This window comes from Pseudidiomarina aestuarii (genome assembly GCF_048263735.1).
GTDB classification, from domain to species: domain Bacteria; phylum Pseudomonadota; class Gammaproteobacteria; order Enterobacterales; family Alteromonadaceae; genus Pseudidiomarina; species Pseudidiomarina aestuarii_B.
The window spans coordinates 44,446-65,329 of record NZ_JBLXDX010000008.1 but is presented as its reverse complement, the minus strand read 5'-3'; the positions used below and the strand labels follow the sequence as shown (position 1 = coordinate 65,329).

Below are 20,884 nucleotides of genomic sequence, written 5' to 3'. Positions count from 1 at the left end.
GGCCTCATGTTGTTTGATTGCAGATACGATCTGCTCGACAGAGAAACGTTTTGATTTCATGGCATGGTCCTCGTAAGGTATTAATCATGCCCAAATTCATCGTCGGTGTGGATCTTTTTCTTGGGGGACCGTCATCTTGGCGCGGAATCGGACGATTTGCGAATGATTCGTCAAATAAAAGAGGCGATATAATAACTATTTTTTCGTCTAAGTTTGTTTTAGCCTTCGTTGTTTGGTGTTAATTTTGTGAACAGGATCACAAACAATAGATACATGGAATATAAATGTACATTCGTACGGTTGAAATTGAAAACTACCGAGCCTTCAAAAGCTTCGAGATCAGGCTTTCACCGCTTAGCCTAATTATCGGTGAAAACGAAGCAGGCAAAACCAACCTATTCGACGCGCTTGCCTTGCCGCTTAAAAACAATGACATCAGCTTCAATAAGAAACGTCTCTCAGTATCGGATATTAACCGCGAAGCAATCAAGGACTTTTACCAAGCTATCATCAAAGGCAAGGAAGATGATGAGATCAAGGCTTTGATTCCAAAGGTTCGAGTTGAGGTCGAGTTCACTGAGCCAAAGAACATTATTGAAGAGGGCGTTATTGGAAAGTGGATAATCGGAGAAGAAGCCGACGATAGCTATAAGATTCGCTACGATTTCAGACCCAAAGATGCAGATCATTTTGTTAAGACTGCCAAGGAGTTACTCGAAGGCATCAAGGACATCAAAGATACACGCTGGTTCAACCTACCAATTGAACTTTACGATTACAACGTAACGCAAAGCAACAATGGGTTGAAAGTTAGCTATTCCGATCTAAGACTTATAGCTATCAACTCAATCAACGCAGAGCGTGACGACTTTGCAGAGAGCAGCACACAGAAATCAAACGACATTCTGACTAAGATGCTGATTTCCTCTCTTGAGGATTCCGACAAGGCCAAAATTAACAGCGCGTACACTTCTTTCTTTGATGAAATAGAAAGCACCGAGACATTTAAAAAGATCGTTACACCTGCCCCAGACTTCGAGAACTTCTTCGACGAGATTGTTGACAAGCTTGAATGTATCCCCAATCTGCCAAATTTAAAGAGCATCCTATCCAACATCACTTTGAAATCGGGTGAGAGCTACCTGTATCAGCGTGGCCTTGGGTATCGTAACCTCGTATATATCTACCTGTTATTTGAGTTCTTCAAGGGTAACAGGAATGCACTCAATCTTTGTTGCATTGAAGAGCCTGAAGCGCATCTAAGCGTTAACAACCTCCGCTTCGCAAGCGACTTCATATACAAGAGCACACAAAAAGGTGGCTCATCTCTTCAAGCGGTAATTAGCTCCCATAGTCCACAGATCATCAATAAACTTGAGCTAACCAACGTGATCGTCCTATCGGGAAATGAGGCCGTCCACCTAACTGATAGTAACATGCATCTCACTAACTACCTTCGTAAACGACCAAACTTCGACATACTAAAACTGTTGCTGAGCAACAAGACTGTGCTAGTTGAGGGTACCACCGAAGAGATGTTGATCAACGCCATCCTCTATCGTGACAACGGGAACGTTAGCAGTCTCGAGGTGATATCCATCGAGCAAACTGGCTTTACAACATTCATGGATGTCTGGTTACAAGTCAACAGAAGCAATACTAAGAAGAAATTGAGCATCATCCGAGATTATGATGAAAATGACACGACCAAGAGTAAGCATGAAGAATACGATACCAACAACGCCAACATACGAGTAAGAACGACCACCAAATATACTCTCGAAGATGATCTTGCAGCGGCAGATGGAAACCTTAGTCGCCTAAATAAACTGTTCAAGAAGAATTACAACACTCCAGAAGAGATGGCCGTGTTCCTGAAAAAGAGTAAAGCAGAAAGGATGCTGAAGGTTGCAGACTCTATCTTAGACGAAGAGAACAAAGATCCAATCAAGCTACCCAAACATATCCAAGAAGCACTGGATTTCATGAAATGATTGAGGTCCAAATAGCCGGAGCAGGCGCAGGTAAGACTCACGGCCTAGCTGAAAATGTTATCTCGCACTACGACCCAACGTTGCATAAAAAGATTTTCGCCATCACATATACCAACAGCGCAGCGAAGAATATCTCCGAAGCTATCATAAAACAACTCGGATACTTGCCAGAGAATATTGTGGTTTGCACTGTTCACACGTTTCTATTGAATGAGATCATTTATCCTTACTCTCCATTCGTTCTAAATGAAGTTTACACAACCTCCTCTCGATGCAAAACATTCTCAAACTTTCCACCTGGAAAGACTGACGAAAAAAAGAACCGAGAAAAGGCGATCACCATCAGCAGGCTAAAGAAAAGTGGCGTAATACACGTCGATGAAACTTATTCCGCAGCACGGAGGGTTGTAGATGAAAACTACTCAAAACACAGTAGCCAAAAGAAAAAGTCTAAAGTTAGGAAGGTTCACAAACTCCTAAGTAGCGCTATTTATAAGATTTTCCTCGACGAAGCTCAAGATCTTGATGAAATTGCTCTTAAGGCTTTTCAACAAATCGGAGAGAATTCGGTTGATATCTACATGGTGGGCGACCCAAAGCAAGCAATAGATTATCCAAAATCTTTCAAAGGCTGGTTAGCAGCGAACAAAGCCAACGAAAAAGTTAAAGTACTTCCGAATATAACGACTTCTCGTAGGGTTCCACAGAGAATTCTTGACCTTTCAAACACCTTCTGCCCCAGAGGCCAAGAGCAAACTAGCTTGTCTGAGGTTGAAGGACGCCTAACATACATCACTTCTGAAGATGATCATTACGATGAAGTTCTCTGTCATTACATTGAGAATGGAAGCTTAGTTAGCATCTTGAGAAAAGAAGGTAACTACTCAACCAAGCAAGCAGGATCATTACCAGAGTTCGATCCAGAAATAGAAGAGCTCCTTACGAAGACATTTCTAGAATACGAAGAAGGTGTGGTCATAAACTCATTGCAGCGTTTCTTTGCTTCCTTGCTATCCATCAATGATAACAACAGGTCTATAAGTAAATTTCTTGCCGAACTAGAAATCCCATATGAAAAAGAGCTGTTCAAAAAGCTTTGCCGATCAGCTGAGCAATACAGTTCATCCAAGGATAATTCATCCAAGTACGCAATCAGCAGCATCCAAAGAACCAAGGGCTTAGAGTCTAAGGTGTGCGTCTTGGTCTTAACACCAACGATTTTCAAGTGCTTAATGCAAGATGGCGTTACTAAATACAATAAGACTTGGAATATGGTCTATGTCGCGTTAACTCGCGCGAAATCTGAAGTAGTTGTTGCTGTAGACATGAATTTACTTGGTAAAGAGTATAAGCATGATTACATTGCTGAGAGTCTTGAATCTATTGGGTTTGAAGTACTAAACCCAAATCTTCCAAACCACAGAATGAAGAAAAATTTGAGGAAACATAATATCAATAAGTAAAGATTGCCAAACATCTGCTTTTGGCACGAAGCAGTCCTACAGGTCAAGTCTACGGCCTGCAACGAGCATGGAGCAGACCTTTACTCATTTTAATGCGTAGCGTGTCTAGGTTTGATGTGAACGTGCTTTGATCATTATTCGAGTAACTGAGTTGAGGTGAAAATGTGTGAAACTCAGATGCACATCATATCGCTACTACTGGGTACTATGATAGAAAATATAGGTTTATAGGATAGATAACATGAAAGCTAAGTCATACCCAGTCTATATCGAAGTTCTACGTGACAATACTGTTGAGAGCATTCGGAAATCGCTACAACACTTGAAAAATGATCGCATTGAAAATCATTATTGGCCGAGCGAAATCCACGTGATTGAGCGAATTATGGAACGCTTCGATGAACTTCTTCCACTTTGGGAGGAATTGAATTCAAAATTAGACTTTAATGCTCGTTACGACTTTATTGACTGTGTTCTTGGTTTAATAATCTTTGCCCGAAAAGAAGGATTCGTTCAGGCACGCCAGATAGCTAGAGAACTCAAAACACTTAACATAGAGATTGCAGAAGCAGCGAATCATTTAGCTGAACTTTTAGAATTACAAAAGGGAAAATCGGAAGATTCCGGCTTTTCCAGCGATAACCATTACTCAATCCTCGATTTCATGGATGATGCTGCTAATAAAGCAGGAAATCACCTGTATGAATGGCACCCTAAAGAAAAGTTAAACCGATTATTTGGGCAATACGACCTCAAGTATTGGCCCTCATTACCACAAATTATTCGTTCTATTGCCGACAATGCCGGTCATGCTGAAGTGTATGCGAGTGATGAAATAACCTTAGTTGGAACACAATCACAACGAGCGTCGTCTGTAGATTGTGTACGTGCATTTTATACGGCGCTAGGTAACTTCAGTGTTCACGACTATCAGATGATTGAAAAAGTCATGTCTTTCCCAAATTCTGCAGTGGTTAGCTTATTGAATATTGTCTATGATTGGCAGGACGAGGAAATATTGTCTGATGAACAACTGAAGACGTATAAGTCACGCATTAGAAGTGAGCTGTAATTAAGAAACAAATAAATAGAATGGTTAATAGATGCACCTTGAGACCAAAATCGCCTTGGTAGGTTGTAACCTTGAGAGCGCATTACAAAAGTTGATTTTATTTGAGTCGAAAATAAATTAGCCCCAAAACGCTGTAACAAGACCAGTAAGGCTTTTGGGGCCAGTCGCCGTTCATCCAATGCCTTCGCTAGATCGCAACTTATGACTAACGTTAGACAAACCTATACTCAGGCAAGCAAATATGACAAAGCTCACAAAAACTGATGAAGAAGGAAGTGGATGGTATCCAATATCGATTGACAAGCTTGAAATACTGCTGAAAAAATCAATTTTTTCAGAGCGTGGATACCAACACTCTTATGCGCTTCGCAAGAATCTTGCTTACAACCTGCAGTATATTCAATTTCAAGACAGAATATTACAAGACATAAAGCTAAGCTCGGTTCTATATACCCAGACTATAAAAACTATTGTTCTAGTTGGTTCCAGTATTATCGAGTCAATATTACATTTTATGCTTATCGTTAATAATGTCCATTCCACTACGGAATGGGAGGAAAAAGTTAAATTTAAAGGTAATCAAAAGAAAATTGATGGAGCTTACGTCAAAATTGATATCTTGATCTATCAAAGACTGGAAAGGTCAGAAATTAAGCACATGACCTTCGATGCCATGATTAAGAGTGCAAAGTCTAACAATATTTTTGGCAAGGGTACGACCATTTACCAAAAGCTGGAAGGTTTAAGATCTCTACGAAACAAGGTTCATCTGCAAGTCATTAATGAGCCAAGAGATACTGATTGGAATTCATTTAACTCAAAGCATTTATCTGATACTTGTAAAGTATTGTATGCCGTTATGACAAGCAGTATTTTCTCTCCAACACCTGACCAGAAGCAATATTTTGCTTATTTACGTAGAAACTTTATTAATTATCAGGAGTAGTCTAACAGGTAAATTTAATCTGCGGAATTTTGTTCGTTGGATAACGGTGCCTTAAATTTTGGCAGAAATAACCGTGTATAGACGGGATACTCTCATTTGTGTGCAATATATAAATATTAAGTTTCTAGGAGAGCAAGATGGGCGAGATCAAAGAGTATTATGAGGAAGGAAAATCCAAAGACTCTATCGTAAAGGAGCATTGTGCTCAGTGCGGTGGGTCAACTCGCCATATGATCGTTGCGTCATATGATTACCTTGGTTCTGAAGAATACGATGAAGGAAACTTTTCAATTGAATGGAGCAACTCACATCAGATAGTGCAGTGTCAAGGTTGTATGTCCTCTTCCTTTAGGCAAGTGACGTGGTTCTCAGAAGATATGCAGCAAATAGGAACGAATGAATGGGATGATGGTGAACGGGTGACTCTTTATCCAAAACGGTCAAATAGTACTAGAGCCATTAAAGATTTTTGGGAAGTTCCGAATAATTTACGGCGTATCTATCGTGAATCAATTGATTGCTTCAATAATGATTCGTTTACGTTGACAGCTGCTGGACTAAGAGCTCTGATTGAGGGACTGTGCGCAGCTCTTGGTGTAATTGATGGACCTAAAGTAATTACTAGAATTGATAATTCTCAGGAAGTGAAGCGACTTTCAAACTTAGAAGGAAAAATTTCAGGGTTGCATGAGAAAGGTTTTTTAACTGAGAAAAGCGCGAATGTACTTCATGAGCATCGTTTTATGGGGAACGATGCTGTCCATGAACTTGCTCATCCGTCAAGAGATGAACTTGAGTTAGCTATAGAAATTATCGAACATACTTTTGATGTGATTTTCGAGATACCTGCAAAAGGTTCTCAATTAAAAGACAGACGAGTTGAGCGAGCTAAAAAGAGCTAACTAGCTTGGGGATGGGGACATCAACTCCACAAATAGCATACTAAACAGCACTTTTTCCGTCGAAATTGTTGCTTTGACTGGCGCGAATAGAAATTTGACTGACTAAACACCGATTCATCTGATTTATACCGCCAAAGGAGCATGCTAATCGACATAGTTCCGCCCAAAAGGTAAGCTTCCTCCATAGTTAACCTTAGCCTAAACCCAACATGCCCCAAGTCCAAACTCTAATTTTAGCTGCAGGCGCGTTCCAAGGTGTGTTGTTGTTTGCTCTGCTGGTGAGTGACAACCGCGTGAATTACGCGAGCAAGCTGCTCGGTGTGTTGTGTTTGTTGATTGCGACGACCTTGGTGTTGCCGCTTATTGTTGCATCTGGTGATGGTCCTTTGGCTTGGCTCATTGGCTTCTTGGTGTTTTTGCCTGCCAGCTATGCGGCGCTGACGTATTTGTATTGTCGAACAGCCATCACTGGCGCGGCGCTGAAACCGCTTGATGTGCTACACCTATTGCCGCTGGCTCTATGCTATCTGTTGAATGTGGATCTGCTGTTCTCGGCGGACAAGGCGCTGGCTTTTGTCACCATGGCTGAACCGACGCTGTTGCGACACAAGCTCACAACCTTTGTGTTTTATGGGCAGGTGGTGGTTTATGCGCTGCTTTTGGTCACTATGGTCAGTCGCTATCAAGCGAAGGCAAAGCAAACGCTCTCGTCCTACAATCCGCATATTTTCCCTTGGCTTTGGTGTCTTATCACGCTCATGGTGGTGATTTGGGGCTTGAAGGTGCTGTTTTACTTCATAAGCCCTGCACCTGCATTAAATCTGCTCGCTGATACACTGCTGGTCATGCTGGTGTATGCGGTGGCTATTGTGCAATGGCGTAATCCGAGTCTGTTTTATATTGAAAAACTATCGAGCGAACTCTCACATCAGCATGAGCAATCTGCAGCGCAACAGGACGCATCGGCGGGCGTACTCGAGCCCAACACTAGGGCTAGTATTTTTGACTGGGTGCAAGAGCAAGTGAAAGCGCAGGGTTTGTATCGCGACAACGAACTGACTCTGGCAACCTTGGCGGAGCAGGTTGGCGTGAATGTGCACCACTTGTCGGAGGCGCTGAACAAGTCGGGCGGTAAGAATTTTAATCAGTTTATTAATGAATATCGGGTGGCTGAGGTATGCGAGCAACTCGACCGCGGCAGTGAACGCCAACTCATTGAACTTGGTCTCGATGCTGGCTTTGCCTCAAAAAGTAGCTTCAATGCGGTGTTTAAAAAGCTGACTGGGCGAAGTCCTACGCTCTATCGCCAAAAGTACCGCCAGCAAAGCACCGCAAGCAAAAAAACGTCTAATCTTATAAATTAGGACGCGTAGACCCGCCGCACCTGTTGCAATGAGTCCATCAACAACTGATGGACTTTACTCATGCTCAAAACATTCTCGAAATGGTTTCTTGGTCTCCTGCTGTGCACCCTTGCGTTGGCTGCCGGATATCTATTGTGGTTTATCAATGGCGTCAATTTTATCTATGGCGCGCACACTGAAGTGGTGGATCACGAGGCGTTCGCCACACCCGCCCAGCTCACTGCTGTGACCAACATTAACGTGCTATCGCCAGATGGGCCGACCATGCTGCCTGAACGCACGGTCATTGTTGATGACGGGGTTATTGTTTCGGTGGCTATTGATGGCGTCATACCCACGGGAGCCAACGTTATTGATGGTCGCGGTAAATACATGATTCCCGGGTTGGTCGACTCTCACGCGCATCTGCTGCGCAGCCCCAATGACCTTTTGCTGTATGTTGCCAATGGCGTGACGCATATTCGTGACTTGGGTGGCCCCGAGGAGCGCTTGCAGTGGCGCAAGGAAATTGAGCAAGGTCGGGTAGGGCCGCGGCTGTTTGTAGCATCACCACCAATTGACTCCATGGGCTTACTCGAGGGCGCCTTCTATGAGCTGATTACCTTCCATAAGAATACCCGCGGTGTTGAGCATGCCGAGAGTCTGGTGCGCGACTTTGTCGAGCAAGGCTATGACGCGATTAAAATCTACCATCTGGATATGCCGAGCTACCGCGCCGTCAACGCCGTTGCCGCTGAACTCGGCGTGCCAACCACGGGGCATTTTCCGTTGTCCTTGGAGCTATCTGAGCTTGCCGTAACGCAGCAAAAAGAGATCGCGCACTTGGAAGAGATTGTGCGGGTGTTGATACGCGAGTTCGGCTCCATCAGCGAGCAAGGCAGCGATGCCTTCTATGCCCACGTGGAAGCCCGCAGCGATGCCATTATTGATGACCTACTTGCCAATAACATAACCGTCAATTCAGTGTTGTGGTTTATGGAAAGCATTCACGATCAATTCAGTGACCTAGAGACGGCCTTAACGCAAGTTGAAATGGAATACGCCAACCCAGGCATTGTCGAGGGCACACAGGACTCGGATGAATTCAAAGTCGGTTGGCTGCCGGGCTACAATCAGTTTGAACTGAGTGCAGATGCCTCTCCAGAACTACGCGAGAAAAACGACATCTTCTGGCGCGCCCGTGAGCATGCGCATCATATTTTGTTGAAGGCCATGGTGCGTCGCGGCGTATCTATTGTTGCCGGCACCGACGCGGGTGCCAACTTAGTGGTTCCGGGATTCTCGCTGCATGACGAGTTGGCTTCGTTAAATGCTGCAGGTATGAGCCCGGCGCAAACATTGGCAGCGGCAACTAGTGCGCCCGCGTTAATGATGAGCAGTAATGCGGGAGTCATTGAAGCGGGTCGCCGTGCCGATCTGGTCATACTCAATGAGAATCCTCTCACGGCCATTGAGAACACCCGAACCATCGACACTGTTATCCTCAACGGACGCGTGTTTGACCGCCAGCAGCTCGACGCCATGCTCGCCGCCGTCAAGCAAGCCAACACCAACAGCCGCAAGCTCAGTATCGATGCATATTTGTAGACAAAGCCGCACAAATGAAACTATCAGCCATGAGTGGAATCTAGACCTATATTTTATTGACACAAGGCAAAATTATTACCAAACTAAAACCACGACTCACCCCTTACAGCTATCATTCAGTTGATTTCGGTTCGGGGCGGAAAAACCGCCATCATATATGGCGGTTTTTTCATTTCTGAGGGCAAATCTATGCCCTTTGCAAGCCAGTTATTGGTGAAAGAGTCCTTCTAAATTGCTCTCTAAAGTATCGCCAACTACAATGAAAAGTAACTATTTCTGGAGGTGTAGCATGGATGAAATGCAGGTTGAGCAGGATTGCTGGCAACAGACATTAGAGGCGATCGAGTCGGCTTCCGCAGGAAAGCTGGTTGATGCGAGTGAAGTCCACAAATGGCTCCGTGGTTGGGGCAAAGAGAACGAGCCTGATGCTCCTATGGTGGCCAAAAATGACTAATCAACATATAGGGTCATCTTTGGATGACTTACTCGAAGAAACAGGTGAGCTGGCTGAAGCAAACGCTGCGGCTTTGAAGCGCGTCACCGAGTGGGAAAAGAATTCGCATAAAATGAATGCGGAAGACCCCTCAGACGCTGACCATCCATCGACGGATTAAAACTTCTTAAGGAACGAAACGATGCCCGTATATGCGCTAAACCTATTCGATATCGTCGATAAAGACGAGTACCTGGCATACGCGCGGCGCTCGGTCAGCGAAGTGGGCAAGCATGGCGGGAAGGTTGTTTCGCTGGGCAAGTTCAGAGAGGCGGCGCTGGGTGATATGACGCCGCGCACGGTGCTGATTCTGGTCGAGTGGGAGTCGAAAGCTGCTTTTGAGGGTTACTGCAATGATCCTGCGTTAGCTGACTTGCACCCGCATCGTGAGAAGGGTACAAAGAATTATATTTGGCACTTATTCGACAAGCTGGATGATTTACGGCCTATATTAAAAGCTCATGACTAAGGCGCGATAGGTTCAGGACCCTAAAGGTAACGAAAAGGAAGAACGAAACATGGATGACTTAGTACAACTCGGCTTCAGCTTAGTCTGCGTTTATGCGGTGATGTTGTCTATTCACTGGCGCAGGCGTAAACGCCAAAGCAGCAATGAGGCAAGCTCTGCTCCAAAAGACATCAGCTTTCTCAAATTTCTGAATGACTTCGGGGTCGGAGCTCTGATTGGTATAGCTATATTTACGGTGATCTTCGGTGAACCAACGAGCCTTGTGACATTCGAGCCCACTAGCTGGTTGCGCTTGCTTTCGGAGTTCATCATTTTTAGTGTCGTGCTCGGTTCGGTATCTTTCCAGATAGATCGCTGGATGAACCGCAAAACCTAAGTTACAGCTGTAGCCGCAAATTGCCTGCAATCTCATTAATCAACGCCTTCGGCACCTCATGCTGCTCGGCAAGCGAGCGCCACTTGGCTACCTGCTCAATGGTTTCATCTAAAATAGCGTTGATGTTGTCGGCGCTGAAAGTTTTGCCGAATTTGCTCAGGTGCTGAAAGTCGCGGCGAGTAAAGTCTTCGCGTTTTCCGTTTAAGCTCATCCAATGATGATTCACCCATTTGCTGCCGGGTTTGTAGCTGTAGGCGACATCGTAGGCCGGTGCCAATTTCCACTTGCGGTCATCGAGCATAAAAGCGAAATTCTTGGCGTGGTCGTCATGATTGCGCGCCACAATGTTGAAGCACATACGGCGCAGTAATTGCTCGGCTTCATAGCGGCTCAGCTTCAGTTGGCGGGCAACGTCGAACAGCTCTTCATAGGAAAATGAGCCGGGGTTTTTGTAGTCCACATGCGCCATGCCAGTCAGCGTTTGGACGTGAATTTTGTCATTGCCGCGGCGGTCAAAACGGCGGGTGACAAAGTGTCGCCGGTTCCCTTCCGGTAACAAATGACAAGGCTCCATCTCAATACCTGCAGCGGTGGCCATCAAGTGGTACACGTACTCCATCACGCCATATCCCGATGGGTCACCAAAGGTTTCTTGATGGGTGTTGTGCTCGCTGACACCATCAAATTTCATTAAGTAATGCGTGAAGCCAGCGGGTACTTGTGCTTGACCGGAACGGACTTGGGTGAAGTCATCATTAAACGCCAGTACCGCTTTGGCTCGTGCGCCGCCGGCACTCATGCCTACCGACATCAGCTCTAGCATGGTCTCGCGATCTTCCTGGCCGTGCTGCAGCTCCACAGCAAAGTCATTGCGGCTATCCAGCACTTCCTGCGCAATGCTCACCAAACTCTCGATCTCAACTTGACGTGCTTTACTCAACACATCCTTATTGAGCGTTGGGGTGTACTCGAGCGCGCCCATGGCTCGCGCGCCAGTGTATTGCAGCCGTTGTAACGGTGTGATGTCTTGCGGTGACTTCCCTTGTGCCGCCACCCAAGCATTCATGACTGCATTACCGAAGTCATCCGGGAGTGAATCCGCCAACAAGCCGGGTAGCCCTCGGAACGTGGGGTAGGGCAAACCGGGGAAGTTATAGATGCCTGCGCGCAAAGGCATGGTCAGCGGCGCCAGTTCAATGCCCGATGCGATAAAGCTATTGGCATATTCGAAGCTGCCATAACCTTTCTCAACATCAAAGCTCACCGCACCGATAATGCGGCCTTGATAGCGAACATTGACTACTTCAGTCACCATGATGAATCCTTACTCGTTGCTGGTTACCACTGTTCCATGTCGTCATCTTGCGACATCTGGCCGGAGGCACGCTGGCGCTGTTTGCCTTTCAGCTTGGCCAGTTGCAGGGGCGAGATGTCTTGCTCGGGCAAGAACACATCGAGCTGGTCAATCACCCCTAAAACTTGCATGATACCAATCAAGGTATCCAGCTTCGCGTTGCCTTGTTCGGCTGCGACTAACGTCCGCCGCGAGATGCCCACTTTGTCGGCAACTTCTTGCTGGGTGAAGTTCTTGTTCAGCCGGGCCTGTTTTAGCCGCGCGCCAATTTCCTCAGCAATCACAGCTACTGGCGCTGTGCTAAACCTTATTTTGCTATTTTTAATGTTCATTTTCATGCTCATTAATGAATAAAATAGTTAATTATGTGCAAATTATAGCACCTTATTTTATTTATGCATTTTTATTTTAATGTAACAATAATTGCTCATTAATATTATTTTATGCAATTTAAGTTCAATTATTTGCTCATTATATCTTTAGGTTAACTATCTGTAGCCTTCTAACCCGCTGAGGGGCTCCAAAACCCTGATAATTCGCCTGCCAAAAATAAACTTTTCCGTTATAAATCAATAAACTTGACGGATTCTTGATAGCGGTTATGCTTGTATCGTAAAGGTAGTAATGGATGTCATTACCAAAAGGCCAAGCATGGGAAGTAAGAAACCAACCGTGGAGTCACAGGGAAGTGACGCTGAAGTTGTCGATGAAATACTAAAACGTGTGTCCGAAGCACAACGCTTAGTCGGTCATCAGGACTACTTTGTTGAGCTCATGCAAATACTGGCCAGCACACTACAAGTCGACCATGCCATGGTCGCCGAAGTGCTTCCCAAACAACACACCGCCACCACCAAAGCATTAGTGTCTTTTGGGAAACCAGTTGCCAATATCACCTATGAATTGAAGGGCTCACCGTGCGAGCAGGTACTGGATCGTCAGAGTTGTGCTTTTAGCGAACATGTGAGCGAACAATTCCCGGATGACGAAGTTCTGCAGCAGATTAAAGCGGAAAGTTACTTGGGTGTGCCCATGTTTGACCAAGCGGGCTTCAAGCTCGGATTAGTTGCATTGTTGCATGGTGCACCGCGAGAGTTTAGCCCCTTTGTACAGCGCATCGTCGCTATTATCGCGACTTTAGCGGGTGCCGAGCTGGCGCAAAGTCATTCGTACAAAGCATTAAAAGAGAGTCGTCGCCGCTTAGAAACCTTAATCGATAACCTACCCGGTGTGGCGTATCGCTGTAAGAACGATGAATTCTGGACCATGGAGTTTATTAGCAGTGGGGTTGAGTCGTTAACCGGTTACACACCACAGCAGTTGCTCGATAATCGCGAGCTGTCATGGCTGGATCTCATTTATCCACCGGACCGCAGCATTGTTGATGCCAGCGTGGAAGTCAGCAATGAACAGCACAAGCCGTTCCAGTTGAGTTACCGAATTATCCGGAAGGATGGCCAAGTTCGTTGGGTCTGGGAGCAAGGGCAAGCGGTGTATGGACCCGATCAATCCGTCAGTCATCTGGAAGGCTTCATTACAGATATCACCGAGCGCCAAGAGCAGAACGAAAAAATCACTAAAATTGCTTTCAGCGATACGTTAACGGGTTTGCCGAATCGCGCCGCACTGCTCCATCATCTCCAGTACAATACGGGCAATGGTAGCGAGCGGTTCGAGGCTATGTATGTGGCCATTATTGATGTGGTGAGCTTCCGTGATATCAATGATAACTGGGGCATTCATGTGGGCGACATAGTGCTGCAACAAATTGCTGAGCGCTTGCGTGAATCAACTCGTGCGAATGAATATTGTGCGCGTATGTCGGCGGATGAATTTGTGTTAGTGGTGCATGATGATGCCAACCAAGAATCTATCGAACACGTATTGAAGCGGATAATGAATGCGGTCAATAAACCGATCAGAGCAGATAGCGTTGAGGTTCAAGTAAAACTGCGAGCCGGTGTGGTGCATACCTCTATGATCGCGACGCCAAGTGAACTGCTCCGCTGTGCGAGTACGGCGTTACATCAAGCAAAAAGCAGCGCTCGACCGTTGTGCGTATACAGCCAGGAGTTAGCGGCGCAATTGCAGAAGCATCGTCATAAAACCGAACGGTTTTTGCGAGCACTGGCTAAGCGGCAACTCACCATTTACTTCCAACCACAAATTGACCTCGCAACGAATAAATTAATTGGTGCTGAGGTGCTGTGTCGTTGGTTTGATGACGAATTAGGTATGGTGGCGCCCGACCAGTTTATTGCCATTGCTGCAGAGCAAGGCGTTCTGGATGAATTGGGTGAGCAGGTGATGAGTCAGGCTTGTGATTATTTGCGGCAGTGGCAGGAAAGCTATTCGCAGGTAGTCAAAATATCGGTCAACTTGGCGGTACAACAGCTCGATAGTGAAGAGTTGGTCGCAAAATTGGTGCAACTGCGTGGCGAGTTGCCAGAACAGCTAATCACCTTAGAGATTACTGAGAGTGCGTTGATGTCAGACCCTGATCTGGCCACAGGTGTTATTCACAAGCTCCGCGAGTCGGGCTTTAAGTTTGCCGTGGATGACTTTGGGACCGGCTATTCGTCACTGGCTTACTTGCAAAGTTTCTCGGTGGATATTCTGAAGATCGACATGTCGTTCGTGCAGAAAATGATAGACGACGAGAGTAGCTCAGCCATTGTGTCGACTATTATTGCTATGGCCGAGACGCTCGGCATGAGTACTATTGCAGAGGGTGTGGAGACGCAAGCGCAAGCGGATGCGCTATTAAAAGCTGGTTGTACATCCGCGCAAGGATACTTGTTTGCGAAGCCCATACCCGCCGAGGAGTTTGCTAAGCAGTGGTTGTCGCGCCTGAACGACAGCTAGCTGGGATCGGTGCGCGGTAATCCAACCGCTAGAAGGGCTGCCAGAACGATGCAGCCCGCCGACACCCATAAGCATGCCGTGAGTCCATACCATTGATACACCAAGCCGGACGCAACCGTACCTGTGAGTCGGCCCATCGCATTAGCCATGTAGTAAAAACCCACATCGAGAGATACGCCATCGGCACGCGCATAGCTGACAATTAAATAGCTATGCAGCGCTGAATTGACTGCAAAAGCAGCACCAAAGAGTAGTAGCCCACTGACCACTATCAAGGCTGGTTCTAAATCATAAGCAAGCCCAGCAATGATCAGCGGCGGAGTAAGTGCTAACAACCATGCCCACCACACGGCGGCACGACGCGGTTCACCGGTTTTATGGGTGAAGCGTGGCGCAAGGCTCTGCACGGCACCATAGCCAATGACCCAACAGGCCATAAAGGCACCGGTCCAGGTGTGTGGCCAATTGAGTTGCGTTGCAAAATACACGGGTAGGGCGACCACAAACCAGACATCGCGTGCGGCAAATAGGAACAATCGCGCTGCGGAGAGCTGATTAATGGCGCGGCTTTTTGACCAGATATCCCGAAACTTGGGCTTGAATTTAGCTTTACCGAGGTCGGCACCGAGGCGCCACAAGCTAAACAGCCACACCAGTGCGAGTGCGCTGAGCATGATGCCAATTGCACCCTGAAACCCGACGGTATAGAGCAGCAGTGAGCCGAGGAAAAAGCCGACCCCTTTTAACGCATTCTTTGAGCCGGTAAGCAATGCTACCCACTTATAGAGTTGGCCTTGCGCATCGGCAGGCACCAGTGTTTTGATGGCGCTTTTGGCGCTCATTTTGTTCAAGTCTTTGGCAATGCCGGACAAAGCTTGTGCTGCCATGACCCAGAGCACCGTCAACGCGGGGGTAGGAACGAGCAGCATAGCTAACGCAATCAGTTGTAAGCCAAGGCCGATGTTCATGGTCCGATTCAGACCAATGCGCGCACCCAGCCAGCCGCCCACTAGATTTGTGACTACGCCGAAGATCTCGTAGAACAAAAATAGCATCGCGATACTGAGTGGACTGTAACCGAGCTGATGGAAATACAGCACCACCAGCATTCGCAGTGCACCGTCGGTCAGCGTGAACGCCCAGTAATTGCCGGTGATCAGCAAATATTGGCGCACGGGAGCGGAGAGCTGACGGATAGCTGCCATCATGCTTAAGCAGTGCCTAACTTAGCTTTGCCAACTAAGGCAGCTAATTCGACGGTGCGGTTCGCATAACCCCATTCATTGTCATACCAAGCATAGAGTTTCACTTGGGTGCCGTTCACCACCATAGTCGAGAGTGCATCGATAATGCTCGAGCGCGGGTCGGTTTTGTAGTCAATCGATACCAGTGGGCGCTCCTCATAGCCTAAAATGCCCTTCAGTTCACCGGCAGCGGCTTCTTTAAGCCAACCATTCACCTCTTCCACGGTGGTGGCGCGCTCGACTTCAAATACGCAATCGGTCAGTGATGCATTCGCCAGTGGCACTCGCACGGCATGGCCATTTAACTTGCCTTTCAGCTCCGGGAAAATCACGGTAATTGCGGTTGCCGAACCTGTGGTGGTCGGAATCAAACTCATGCCGCAGGCGCGCGCACGGCGTAAGTCTTTGTGCGCCGCATCTAAAATGGTCTGGGTGTTTGTGATGTCATGAATGGTGGTCATCGACCCATGCACAATACCAAGTTTCTCATGAATCACTTTCACGACCGGCGCTAAACAGTTAGTGGTGCAGGAAGCCGCAGTCACAATACGATGCTGCGCAGGATCAAACTGATGATCATTCACACCCATCACCACGTTCAGCACGCCATCTTCTTTCACAGGCGCAGTCACGACCACACGCTTCACGCCTTGGTCGAGATAAGCCTGCAGCGCTGCTTTGGTTTTAATCTTACCGCTCGCTTCAATCACGATATCGCAATCAGACCAATCAATCGCGTTAGTGTCGCGTTCTTGCGTAAACGCGAGCGTCTGGCTGCCGACTTTGATTGCGCCTGCGTCCGTCGCCTCGGCTTCTTGCGCCCAACGGCCATGAACCGAATCAAAGTTCAGCAAATGCGCAAAGGTCGCCGCATCAGCCGCAGGGTCATTCAAACGCACGAACTCAACTTGTGGATTATCCCAACCCGCCCGTAACGCCAGCCGACCAATACGTCCAAGTCCATTGATACCAATTTTTAGTGTCATGCGTTACTCCTTTCCTGAATACGTTGCGCTAACTGTTGAATGTGATGGGAATCGGCTTGCGCAGCTTCGAGAAGAACTCGAACCGACCAGTCGGGTAGGCGTGGGTGCACCTGATACAAGACGTTCTGATTACACCGCTCATCTAAGACTAGTCCACACCCGCGCAATTGCGCTAAATGTCGACTGACCTTCGGCTGACTTTCTTGTAATGCCTGCGCTAACTCAGTAACCGATAGAGTGCCACGATGCTGCAACAGCAACATCACTGCCAGTCGCGTCTCATCGGCTAGGCACTTAAACAGCTGCAATGGATTGATGACGGGGGTCAAGGCGCCTTTCTGCTCCTTGCTCTGAACTAACACAAACATTTTGATGCGTTCATTGAGCTCCTGCAGCGTCAGCTCGAAAGCCCGAGGATTGTCGCTGGTACGCGGGTCAGGATAGTCCCAGGCAATCACTTCGCGCGCTTGAGGTAATTGCGCACATTCTTGACGGGCTTTGTCGCACAGGGTGATCACGTAATCGAAACTCTGTCCCGCAAATTCATCGATCGATTTACTTTGCAGGCCATCAACGGGTAAATGGAACTTTTGCAGTGCGGCGATGGTGCGCGGATCGATGTCATGTGGCTGCGAACCCGCACTGAAAACTTCAAAAAAGTGCCCAGCTTGATGACGCAGCAAGGCTTCTGCGAGTTGTGATCGCGCCGAATTACCTGTGCAGAGAAAGATGACCCTTTTCATAGTCAACACCATAACATGTGTAATTTCGCATATATGGTAAGTCGAATATTCAAAATGTCAATTCTGTTTCTGAGAATTTCCAGCTATGCTCTGGTTACGGCCAACAATAACAATAAGTCAGAGCCATGAATCTACCTACATCATCTCGGTTACGGGCACTCGGTCCCGGAATTATTCTCGCTGCCGCCGCGGTCGGCGCTTCTCATTTGGTGGCATCCACCCAAGCTGGCGCTTTATTTGGCTGGGAACTGTGGTGGGTGATATTGGCAGTAAACGTGCTGAAGTATCCATTCTTCCGCTTCGGTGTGACCTACACGCTACAAAATAACGAAAGCCTGATTTCTGGTTACTATCGCAAAGGGCGTTGGTACTTGCAGCTCTTCACCGTTTTGAATGTGGTTGCCGCGGTGGTGAATACCGCTGGCGTGTTGTTACTGACAGCGAGCTTGCTGCAATGGTTTACGCCACAGTTGTCGGTTACTTTGCTGTGCTGGATTCTGCTGCTGGCGTGCTTGTTTATTCTGTTGGCAGGGCAGTATCGAACGTTGGATCGGCTATCCAAGTGGATTATGTTCAGTCTCACCGTGGCGACGGTCGCAGCCGTGATTATTGCCGCACAACAGCCGGTTACGGTATCCCCAGACTTTGTGCCGCCTTCACCGTGGAAACTATCTGCGCTGGCGTTCTTGGTCGCGATGATGGGCTGGATGCCAGTACCTATTGAGCTCTCCGCCATTAACTCGTTGTGGCTGCGTAGCAAGCAGCAGCTTACCCAAGTGACGTTGCGCGATGGCCTGTTTGACTTCAACTTAGGGTATTGGGTCACCGCTGCGCTCGCATTGCTCTTCTTAGCGCTCGGCGCCATGGTGCAATTTGGCAGCGAACAGCCCATAGCGCTCGCGAGTGGACAATTCGCGACACAATTTGTCGCGATGTACGCCGCAACTATAGGTCCATGGTCTGAATACCTAGTGGGTGGTGTCGCATTCTTATGTATGTTCGGCACCACACTGGCGGTGCTCGATGGCTATGCACGTACCCTCAGAGAAAGCTTCCGAATATTGCGGCGCCGCACCAAAACCGCCGAAGGCAAGCCACGACTCAATAGCTCACTGCGCTACTGGATTATCGGCCAAGGCTTAGCCGGCATGGCAATCATTCTGTTCTTCCGCGGTGCTCTAGGCCCCATGCTCACCTTCGCCATGACCTTAGCGTTTCTGACCACGCCATTCTTTGCTTGGCTGAATTATTCGCTGGCGCGGAAGAAGCGGTTGGCGCCCGCAATGCGTCTCTATGCGTGGCTTGGCTTGTTCTATCTTGCCGGATTCGCGTTGGTTTACGCAGTTTGGCTGCTATTAACGATGAAATAAGCCGATTGGTCGCAGTACGCTTGAGGTTTGTTAGCGAATCCCCTTAAATGAAGTGAATCACTTCAATAAGGGTATTGGATATGAAATTACTCGCTACAAACGTACTCTCAGCACTCATGTTGGCAGGTGCGCTGGTCGCACAGCCGGTGTACGCTGATGACCATGGCAAAATGCCATCAGCGAAACTTGCTGCTGATGAAACCGTCACCACCGAGCATCGTGTCACCATCAAAGGTGAACGTGTTGAGTACACCGCAACTGCCGGTACGCAGCCGGTATTCGACGAAAGCGGTGATGCCATTGCCGCTTTGCATTACACCTATTACCAACGTGAAGGCGTAAAAGACCGCGCGAACCGCCCGTTATTGATCTCATTCAACGGTGGTCCTGGTTCTGCATCGGTGTGGATGCACATCGCCTACACTGGTCCGAAATCATTGCGCGTGGATGATGAAGGCTTCCCCATCATGCCGTACGGCGTGAAAGACAACCCGCACTCAGTGCTAGACGTTGCGGATATCGTATTCGTAAACCCAGTCAACACCGGCTACTCACGCGTTCTGCCCAACAGTAAAGGCGAAATGCCATCACGCGATCAACAGCAAAAAATGTTCTTCGGCGTGAATGCGGATGTGAAGTACTTAGCCGACTGGATTAACACATTTGTGACGCGCAATGAGCGCTGGCGCTCGCCAAAGTACCTGATTGGTGAAAGCTACGGCACTACGCGCGTGTCTGGCTTGGCGTTAGAGCTGCAGAACCGTCAGTGGATGTACTTCAATGGTGTGATTTTAGTATCACCGACGGATATCGGTATTAACCGTGACGGCCCAGTAAAAGCGGCGAACCGCCTGCCTTATTTTGCGGCTGCCGCTTGGTATCACAAAGCGCTGCCAGAAGACCTGCAAAGCTTAGACCTTCTCGAATTACTGCCACAGGTTGAGGAATACACTTTAGACACTTACTTACCGGCACTAGCGAAAGGCCACATGCTGAGCGACGCCGAAAAACGTGAAGTCGCAGAGCAAGTAGCACGTTACTCAGGCTTGGATGCGGATGTGATCATGCAAACCAACCTGGATGTCGAAACTCGCTTTTTCTGGAAAGAGTTGTTGCGCGACCGCGGCCAAACCATTGGACGTTTGGATTCACGTTACCTCGGTATAGACCGTGCGGACGTGGGTGAGTCGCCAGACTACAACGCAGAGCTGACCTCATGGTTGCACTCGTTCACGCCAGCCATTAACTACTACATGCGTGAAGTCCTGAATTACAAAACCGATGTGAAATACAACATGTTTGGTTCCGTACATCCGTGGGATCGCAGCAATGACCGCACCGGTCATCAGCTCGGCGAAGCGATGCGTGCAAATCCATATCTGCATGTGCTGACGCAGTCAGGGTATTTCGACGGCGCGACTAACTACTTTGATGCGAAATTCAATCATTGGCACATTGATCCGAGCGGCAAAATGCGTGATCGGTTCAGCTTTAAAGGCTATCGCAGCGGACACATGATGTATCTGCGTGCGGAAGACCTGCGTCAGTCCAATGATGATTTACGTGAGTTTATTCTGAATACCTTGCCTAAAGTGGGCGAACCCGCTAAATATGAAGGGCAACAGTAATTTATTCAGACTAATCACAAAATAACAA

General features: G+C 47.6%; 19 protein-coding genes. 14 read left to right on the top strand and 5 right to left on the bottom strand.

The features are described 5' to 3' along the window. Positions 1-284: 284 nt before the first annotated feature. From ACN0S4_RS12465 to ACN0S4_RS12415, 11 genes are all read left to right on the top strand, one after another. Positions 285-1,994: an ATP-dependent nuclease gene (locus ACN0S4_RS12465; RefSeq protein WP_417657990.1), complete on the top strand. Its 1,710-nt coding sequence runs from the start codon at positions 285-287 to the stop codon at positions 1,992-1,994. Next, positions 1,991-3,457 (top strand): UvrD-helicase domain-containing protein, encoded by a 1,467-nt coding sequence (locus ACN0S4_RS12460; protein WP_417657989.1) that lies wholly within the window; start codon positions 1,991-1,993, stop codon positions 3,455-3,457. Before ACN0S4_RS12465 ends, ACN0S4_RS12460 begins: the two co-directional genes overlap by 4 nt. A gap of 241 nt (positions 3,458-3,698) precedes the next feature. Continuing rightward, entirely contained in the window at positions 3,699-4,529 is an 831-nt protein-coding gene (locus ACN0S4_RS12455) for a hypothetical protein (RefSeq protein WP_417657988.1), read from the top strand. A 241-nt stretch (positions 4,530-4,770) separates the two neighbouring features. Further along, on the top strand, positions 4,771-5,475 hold the full coding sequence (locus tag ACN0S4_RS12450) for a hypothetical protein (RefSeq protein WP_417657987.1): 705 nt from the start codon (positions 4,771-4,773) through the stop codon (positions 5,473-5,475). Positions 5,476-5,612: 137 nt separating this feature from the next. Then, a complete protein-coding gene (locus ACN0S4_RS12445; RefSeq protein WP_417657986.1) occupies positions 5,613-6,377 on the top strand; it encodes a DUF4145 domain-containing protein in 765 nt (254 codons plus the stop codon). Positions 6,378-6,586: 209 nt separating this feature from the next. After that, positions 6,587-7,741 carry a helix-turn-helix domain-containing protein gene (locus ACN0S4_RS12440; RefSeq protein ID WP_417657985.1) on the top strand — a complete coding sequence of 385 codons (1,155 nt, stop codon included), beginning with the start codon at positions 6,587-6,589 and terminating at the stop codon, positions 7,739-7,741. 60 nt (positions 7,742-7,801) lie between these two features. Next, positions 7,802-9,328 (top strand): amidohydrolase family protein, encoded by a 1,527-nt coding sequence (locus tag ACN0S4_RS12435; RefSeq protein WP_417657984.1) that lies wholly within the window; start codon positions 7,802-7,804, stop codon positions 9,326-9,328. 289 nt (positions 9,329-9,617) lie between these two features. Further along, positions 9,618-9,782 carry a hypothetical protein gene (locus tag ACN0S4_RS12430; protein WP_417657983.1) on the top strand — a complete coding sequence of 55 codons (165 nt, stop codon included), beginning with the start codon at positions 9,618-9,620 and terminating at the stop codon, positions 9,780-9,782. After that, positions 9,775-9,942 carry a hypothetical protein gene (locus ACN0S4_RS12425; protein ID WP_417657982.1) on the top strand — a complete coding sequence of 56 codons (168 nt, stop codon included), beginning with the start codon at positions 9,775-9,777 and terminating at the stop codon, positions 9,940-9,942. Before ACN0S4_RS12430 ends, ACN0S4_RS12425 begins: the two co-directional genes overlap by 8 nt. Positions 9,943-9,963: 21 nt before the next feature. Next, entirely contained in the window at positions 9,964-10,290 is a 327-nt protein-coding gene (locus ACN0S4_RS12420; RefSeq protein WP_417657981.1) for a DUF1330 domain-containing protein, read from the top strand. A 49-nt stretch (positions 10,291-10,339) separates the two neighbouring features. After that, entirely contained in the window at positions 10,340-10,666 is a 327-nt protein-coding gene (locus ACN0S4_RS12415) for a hypothetical protein (protein WP_417657980.1), read from the top strand. 1 nt (position 10,667) lies between these two features. On the opposite strand, the gene ACN0S4_RS12410 is transcribed toward ACN0S4_RS12415, so the two are convergent. Together ACN0S4_RS12410 and ACN0S4_RS12405 are read right to left on the bottom strand one after the other, a co-directional pair. Continuing rightward, the gene (locus ACN0S4_RS12410) at positions 10,668-11,981 is read right to left on the bottom strand and encodes a type II toxin-antitoxin system HipA family toxin (protein WP_417657979.1); all 1,314 of its coding nucleotides are present in this window, start codon (positions 11,979-11,981) and stop codon (positions 10,668-10,670) included. Between the two features lie 23 nt (positions 11,982-12,004). After that, a complete protein-coding gene (locus ACN0S4_RS12405; protein WP_417657978.1) occupies positions 12,005-12,352 on the bottom strand; it encodes a helix-turn-helix domain-containing protein in 348 nt (115 codons plus the stop codon). A gap of 319 nt (positions 12,353-12,671) precedes the next feature. On the opposite strand from ACN0S4_RS12405, the gene ACN0S4_RS12400 reads away from it, so the two are divergent. Then, positions 12,672-14,885 (top strand): EAL domain-containing protein, encoded by a 2,214-nt coding sequence (locus tag ACN0S4_RS12400; RefSeq protein WP_417657977.1) that lies wholly within the window; start codon positions 12,672-12,674, stop codon positions 14,883-14,885. Here ACN0S4_RS12400 and arsJ read toward each other — a convergent pair. The 3 genes from arsJ to ACN0S4_RS12385 are packed head-to-tail and all read right to left on the bottom strand — an operon-like array spanning position 14,882 to position 17,858. After that, positions 14,882-16,093 (bottom strand): organoarsenical effux MFS transporter ArsJ, encoded by a 1,212-nt coding sequence (gene arsJ, locus ACN0S4_RS12395; RefSeq protein ID WP_417657976.1) that lies wholly within the window; start codon positions 16,091-16,093, stop codon positions 14,882-14,884. The two genes, ACN0S4_RS12400 and arsJ, sit on opposite strands and share 4 nt — an antisense overlap. A 2-nt stretch (positions 16,094-16,095) precedes the next feature. Continuing rightward, the gene (locus tag ACN0S4_RS12390) at positions 16,096-17,115 is read right to left on the bottom strand and encodes an ArsJ-associated glyceraldehyde-3-phosphate dehydrogenase (protein ID WP_417657975.1); all 1,020 of its coding nucleotides are present in this window, start codon (positions 17,113-17,115) and stop codon (positions 16,096-16,098) included. Continuing rightward, entirely contained in the window at positions 17,112-17,858 is a 747-nt protein-coding gene (locus ACN0S4_RS12385) for a metalloregulator ArsR/SmtB family transcription factor (RefSeq protein WP_417657974.1), read from the bottom strand. The genes ACN0S4_RS12390 and ACN0S4_RS12385 overlap by 4 nt, the downstream gene beginning before the upstream one ends. A 125-nt stretch (positions 17,859-17,983) precedes the next feature. On the opposite strand from ACN0S4_RS12385, the gene ACN0S4_RS12380 reads away from it, so the two are divergent. Both ACN0S4_RS12380 and ACN0S4_RS12375 read left to right on the top strand, forming a co-directional pair. Continuing rightward, positions 17,984-19,228: an NRAMP family divalent metal transporter gene (locus ACN0S4_RS12380; RefSeq protein ID WP_417657973.1), complete on the top strand. Its 1,245-nt coding sequence runs from the start codon at positions 17,984-17,986 to the stop codon at positions 19,226-19,228. 170 nt (positions 19,229-19,398) lie between these two features. After that, positions 19,399-20,856, top strand: a complete 1,458-nt coding sequence (locus ACN0S4_RS12375) for a S10 family peptidase (RefSeq protein WP_417657993.1) — start codon at positions 19,399-19,401, stop codon at positions 20,854-20,856. Positions 20,857-20,884 lie beyond the last annotated feature (28 nt).

Coding starts and splice junctions, on each gene's coding strand:
- ACN0S4_RS12440 (WP_417657985.1), top strand. CDS start 6,587: ATGCCCCAAGTCCAAACTCTAATTTTAGCTGCAGGCGCGTTCCAAGGT.
- ACN0S4_RS12410 (WP_417657979.1), bottom strand. CDS start 11,981: ATGGTGACTGAAGTAGTCAATGTTCGCTATCAAGGCCGCATTATCGGT.
- ACN0S4_RS12420 (WP_417657981.1), top strand. CDS start 9,964: ATGCCCGTATATGCGCTAAACCTATTCGATATCGTCGATAAAGACGAG.
- ACN0S4_RS12415 (WP_417657980.1), top strand. CDS start 10,340: ATGGATGACTTAGTACAACTCGGCTTCAGCTTAGTCTGCGTTTATGCG.
- ACN0S4_RS12400 (WP_417657977.1), top strand. CDS start 12,672: ATGGGAAGTAAGAAACCAACCGTGGAGTCACAGGGAAGTGACGCTGAA.
- ACN0S4_RS12380 (WP_417657973.1), top strand. CDS start 17,984: ATGAATCTACCTACATCATCTCGGTTACGGGCACTCGGTCCCGGAATT.
- ACN0S4_RS12465 (WP_417657990.1), top strand. CDS start 285: ATGTACATTCGTACGGTTGAAATTGAAAACTACCGAGCCTTCAAAAGC.
- ACN0S4_RS12455 (WP_417657988.1), top strand. CDS start 3,699: ATGAAAGCTAAGTCATACCCAGTCTATATCGAAGTTCTACGTGACAAT.
- ACN0S4_RS12460 (WP_417657989.1), top strand. CDS start 1,991: ATGATTGAGGTCCAAATAGCCGGAGCAGGCGCAGGTAAGACTCACGGC.
- ACN0S4_RS12430 (WP_417657983.1), top strand. CDS start 9,618: ATGGATGAAATGCAGGTTGAGCAGGATTGCTGGCAACAGACATTAGAG.
- ACN0S4_RS12450 (WP_417657987.1), top strand. CDS start 4,771: ATGACAAAGCTCACAAAAACTGATGAAGAAGGAAGTGGATGGTATCCA.
- ACN0S4_RS12405 (WP_417657978.1), bottom strand. CDS start 12,352: ATGAACATTAAAAATAGCAAAATAAGGTTTAGCACAGCGCCAGTAGCT.
- ACN0S4_RS12445 (WP_417657986.1), top strand. CDS start 5,613: ATGGGCGAGATCAAAGAGTATTATGAGGAAGGAAAATCCAAAGACTCT.
- ACN0S4_RS12425 (WP_417657982.1), top strand. CDS start 9,775: ATGACTAATCAACATATAGGGTCATCTTTGGATGACTTACTCGAAGAA.
- arsJ (WP_417657976.1), bottom strand. CDS start 16,093: ATGATGGCAGCTATCCGTCAGCTCTCCGCTCCCGTGCGCCAATATTTG.
- ACN0S4_RS12435 (WP_417657984.1), top strand. CDS start 7,802: ATGCTCAAAACATTCTCGAAATGGTTTCTTGGTCTCCTGCTGTGCACC.
- ACN0S4_RS12375 (WP_417657993.1), top strand. CDS start 19,399: ATGCCATCAGCGAAACTTGCTGCTGATGAAACCGTCACCACCGAGCAT.
- ACN0S4_RS12385 (WP_417657974.1), bottom strand. CDS start 17,858: ATGAAAAGGGTCATCTTTCTCTGCACAGGTAATTCGGCGCGATCACAA.
- ACN0S4_RS12390 (WP_417657975.1), bottom strand. CDS start 17,115: ATGACACTAAAAATTGGTATCAATGGACTTGGACGTATTGGTCGGCTG.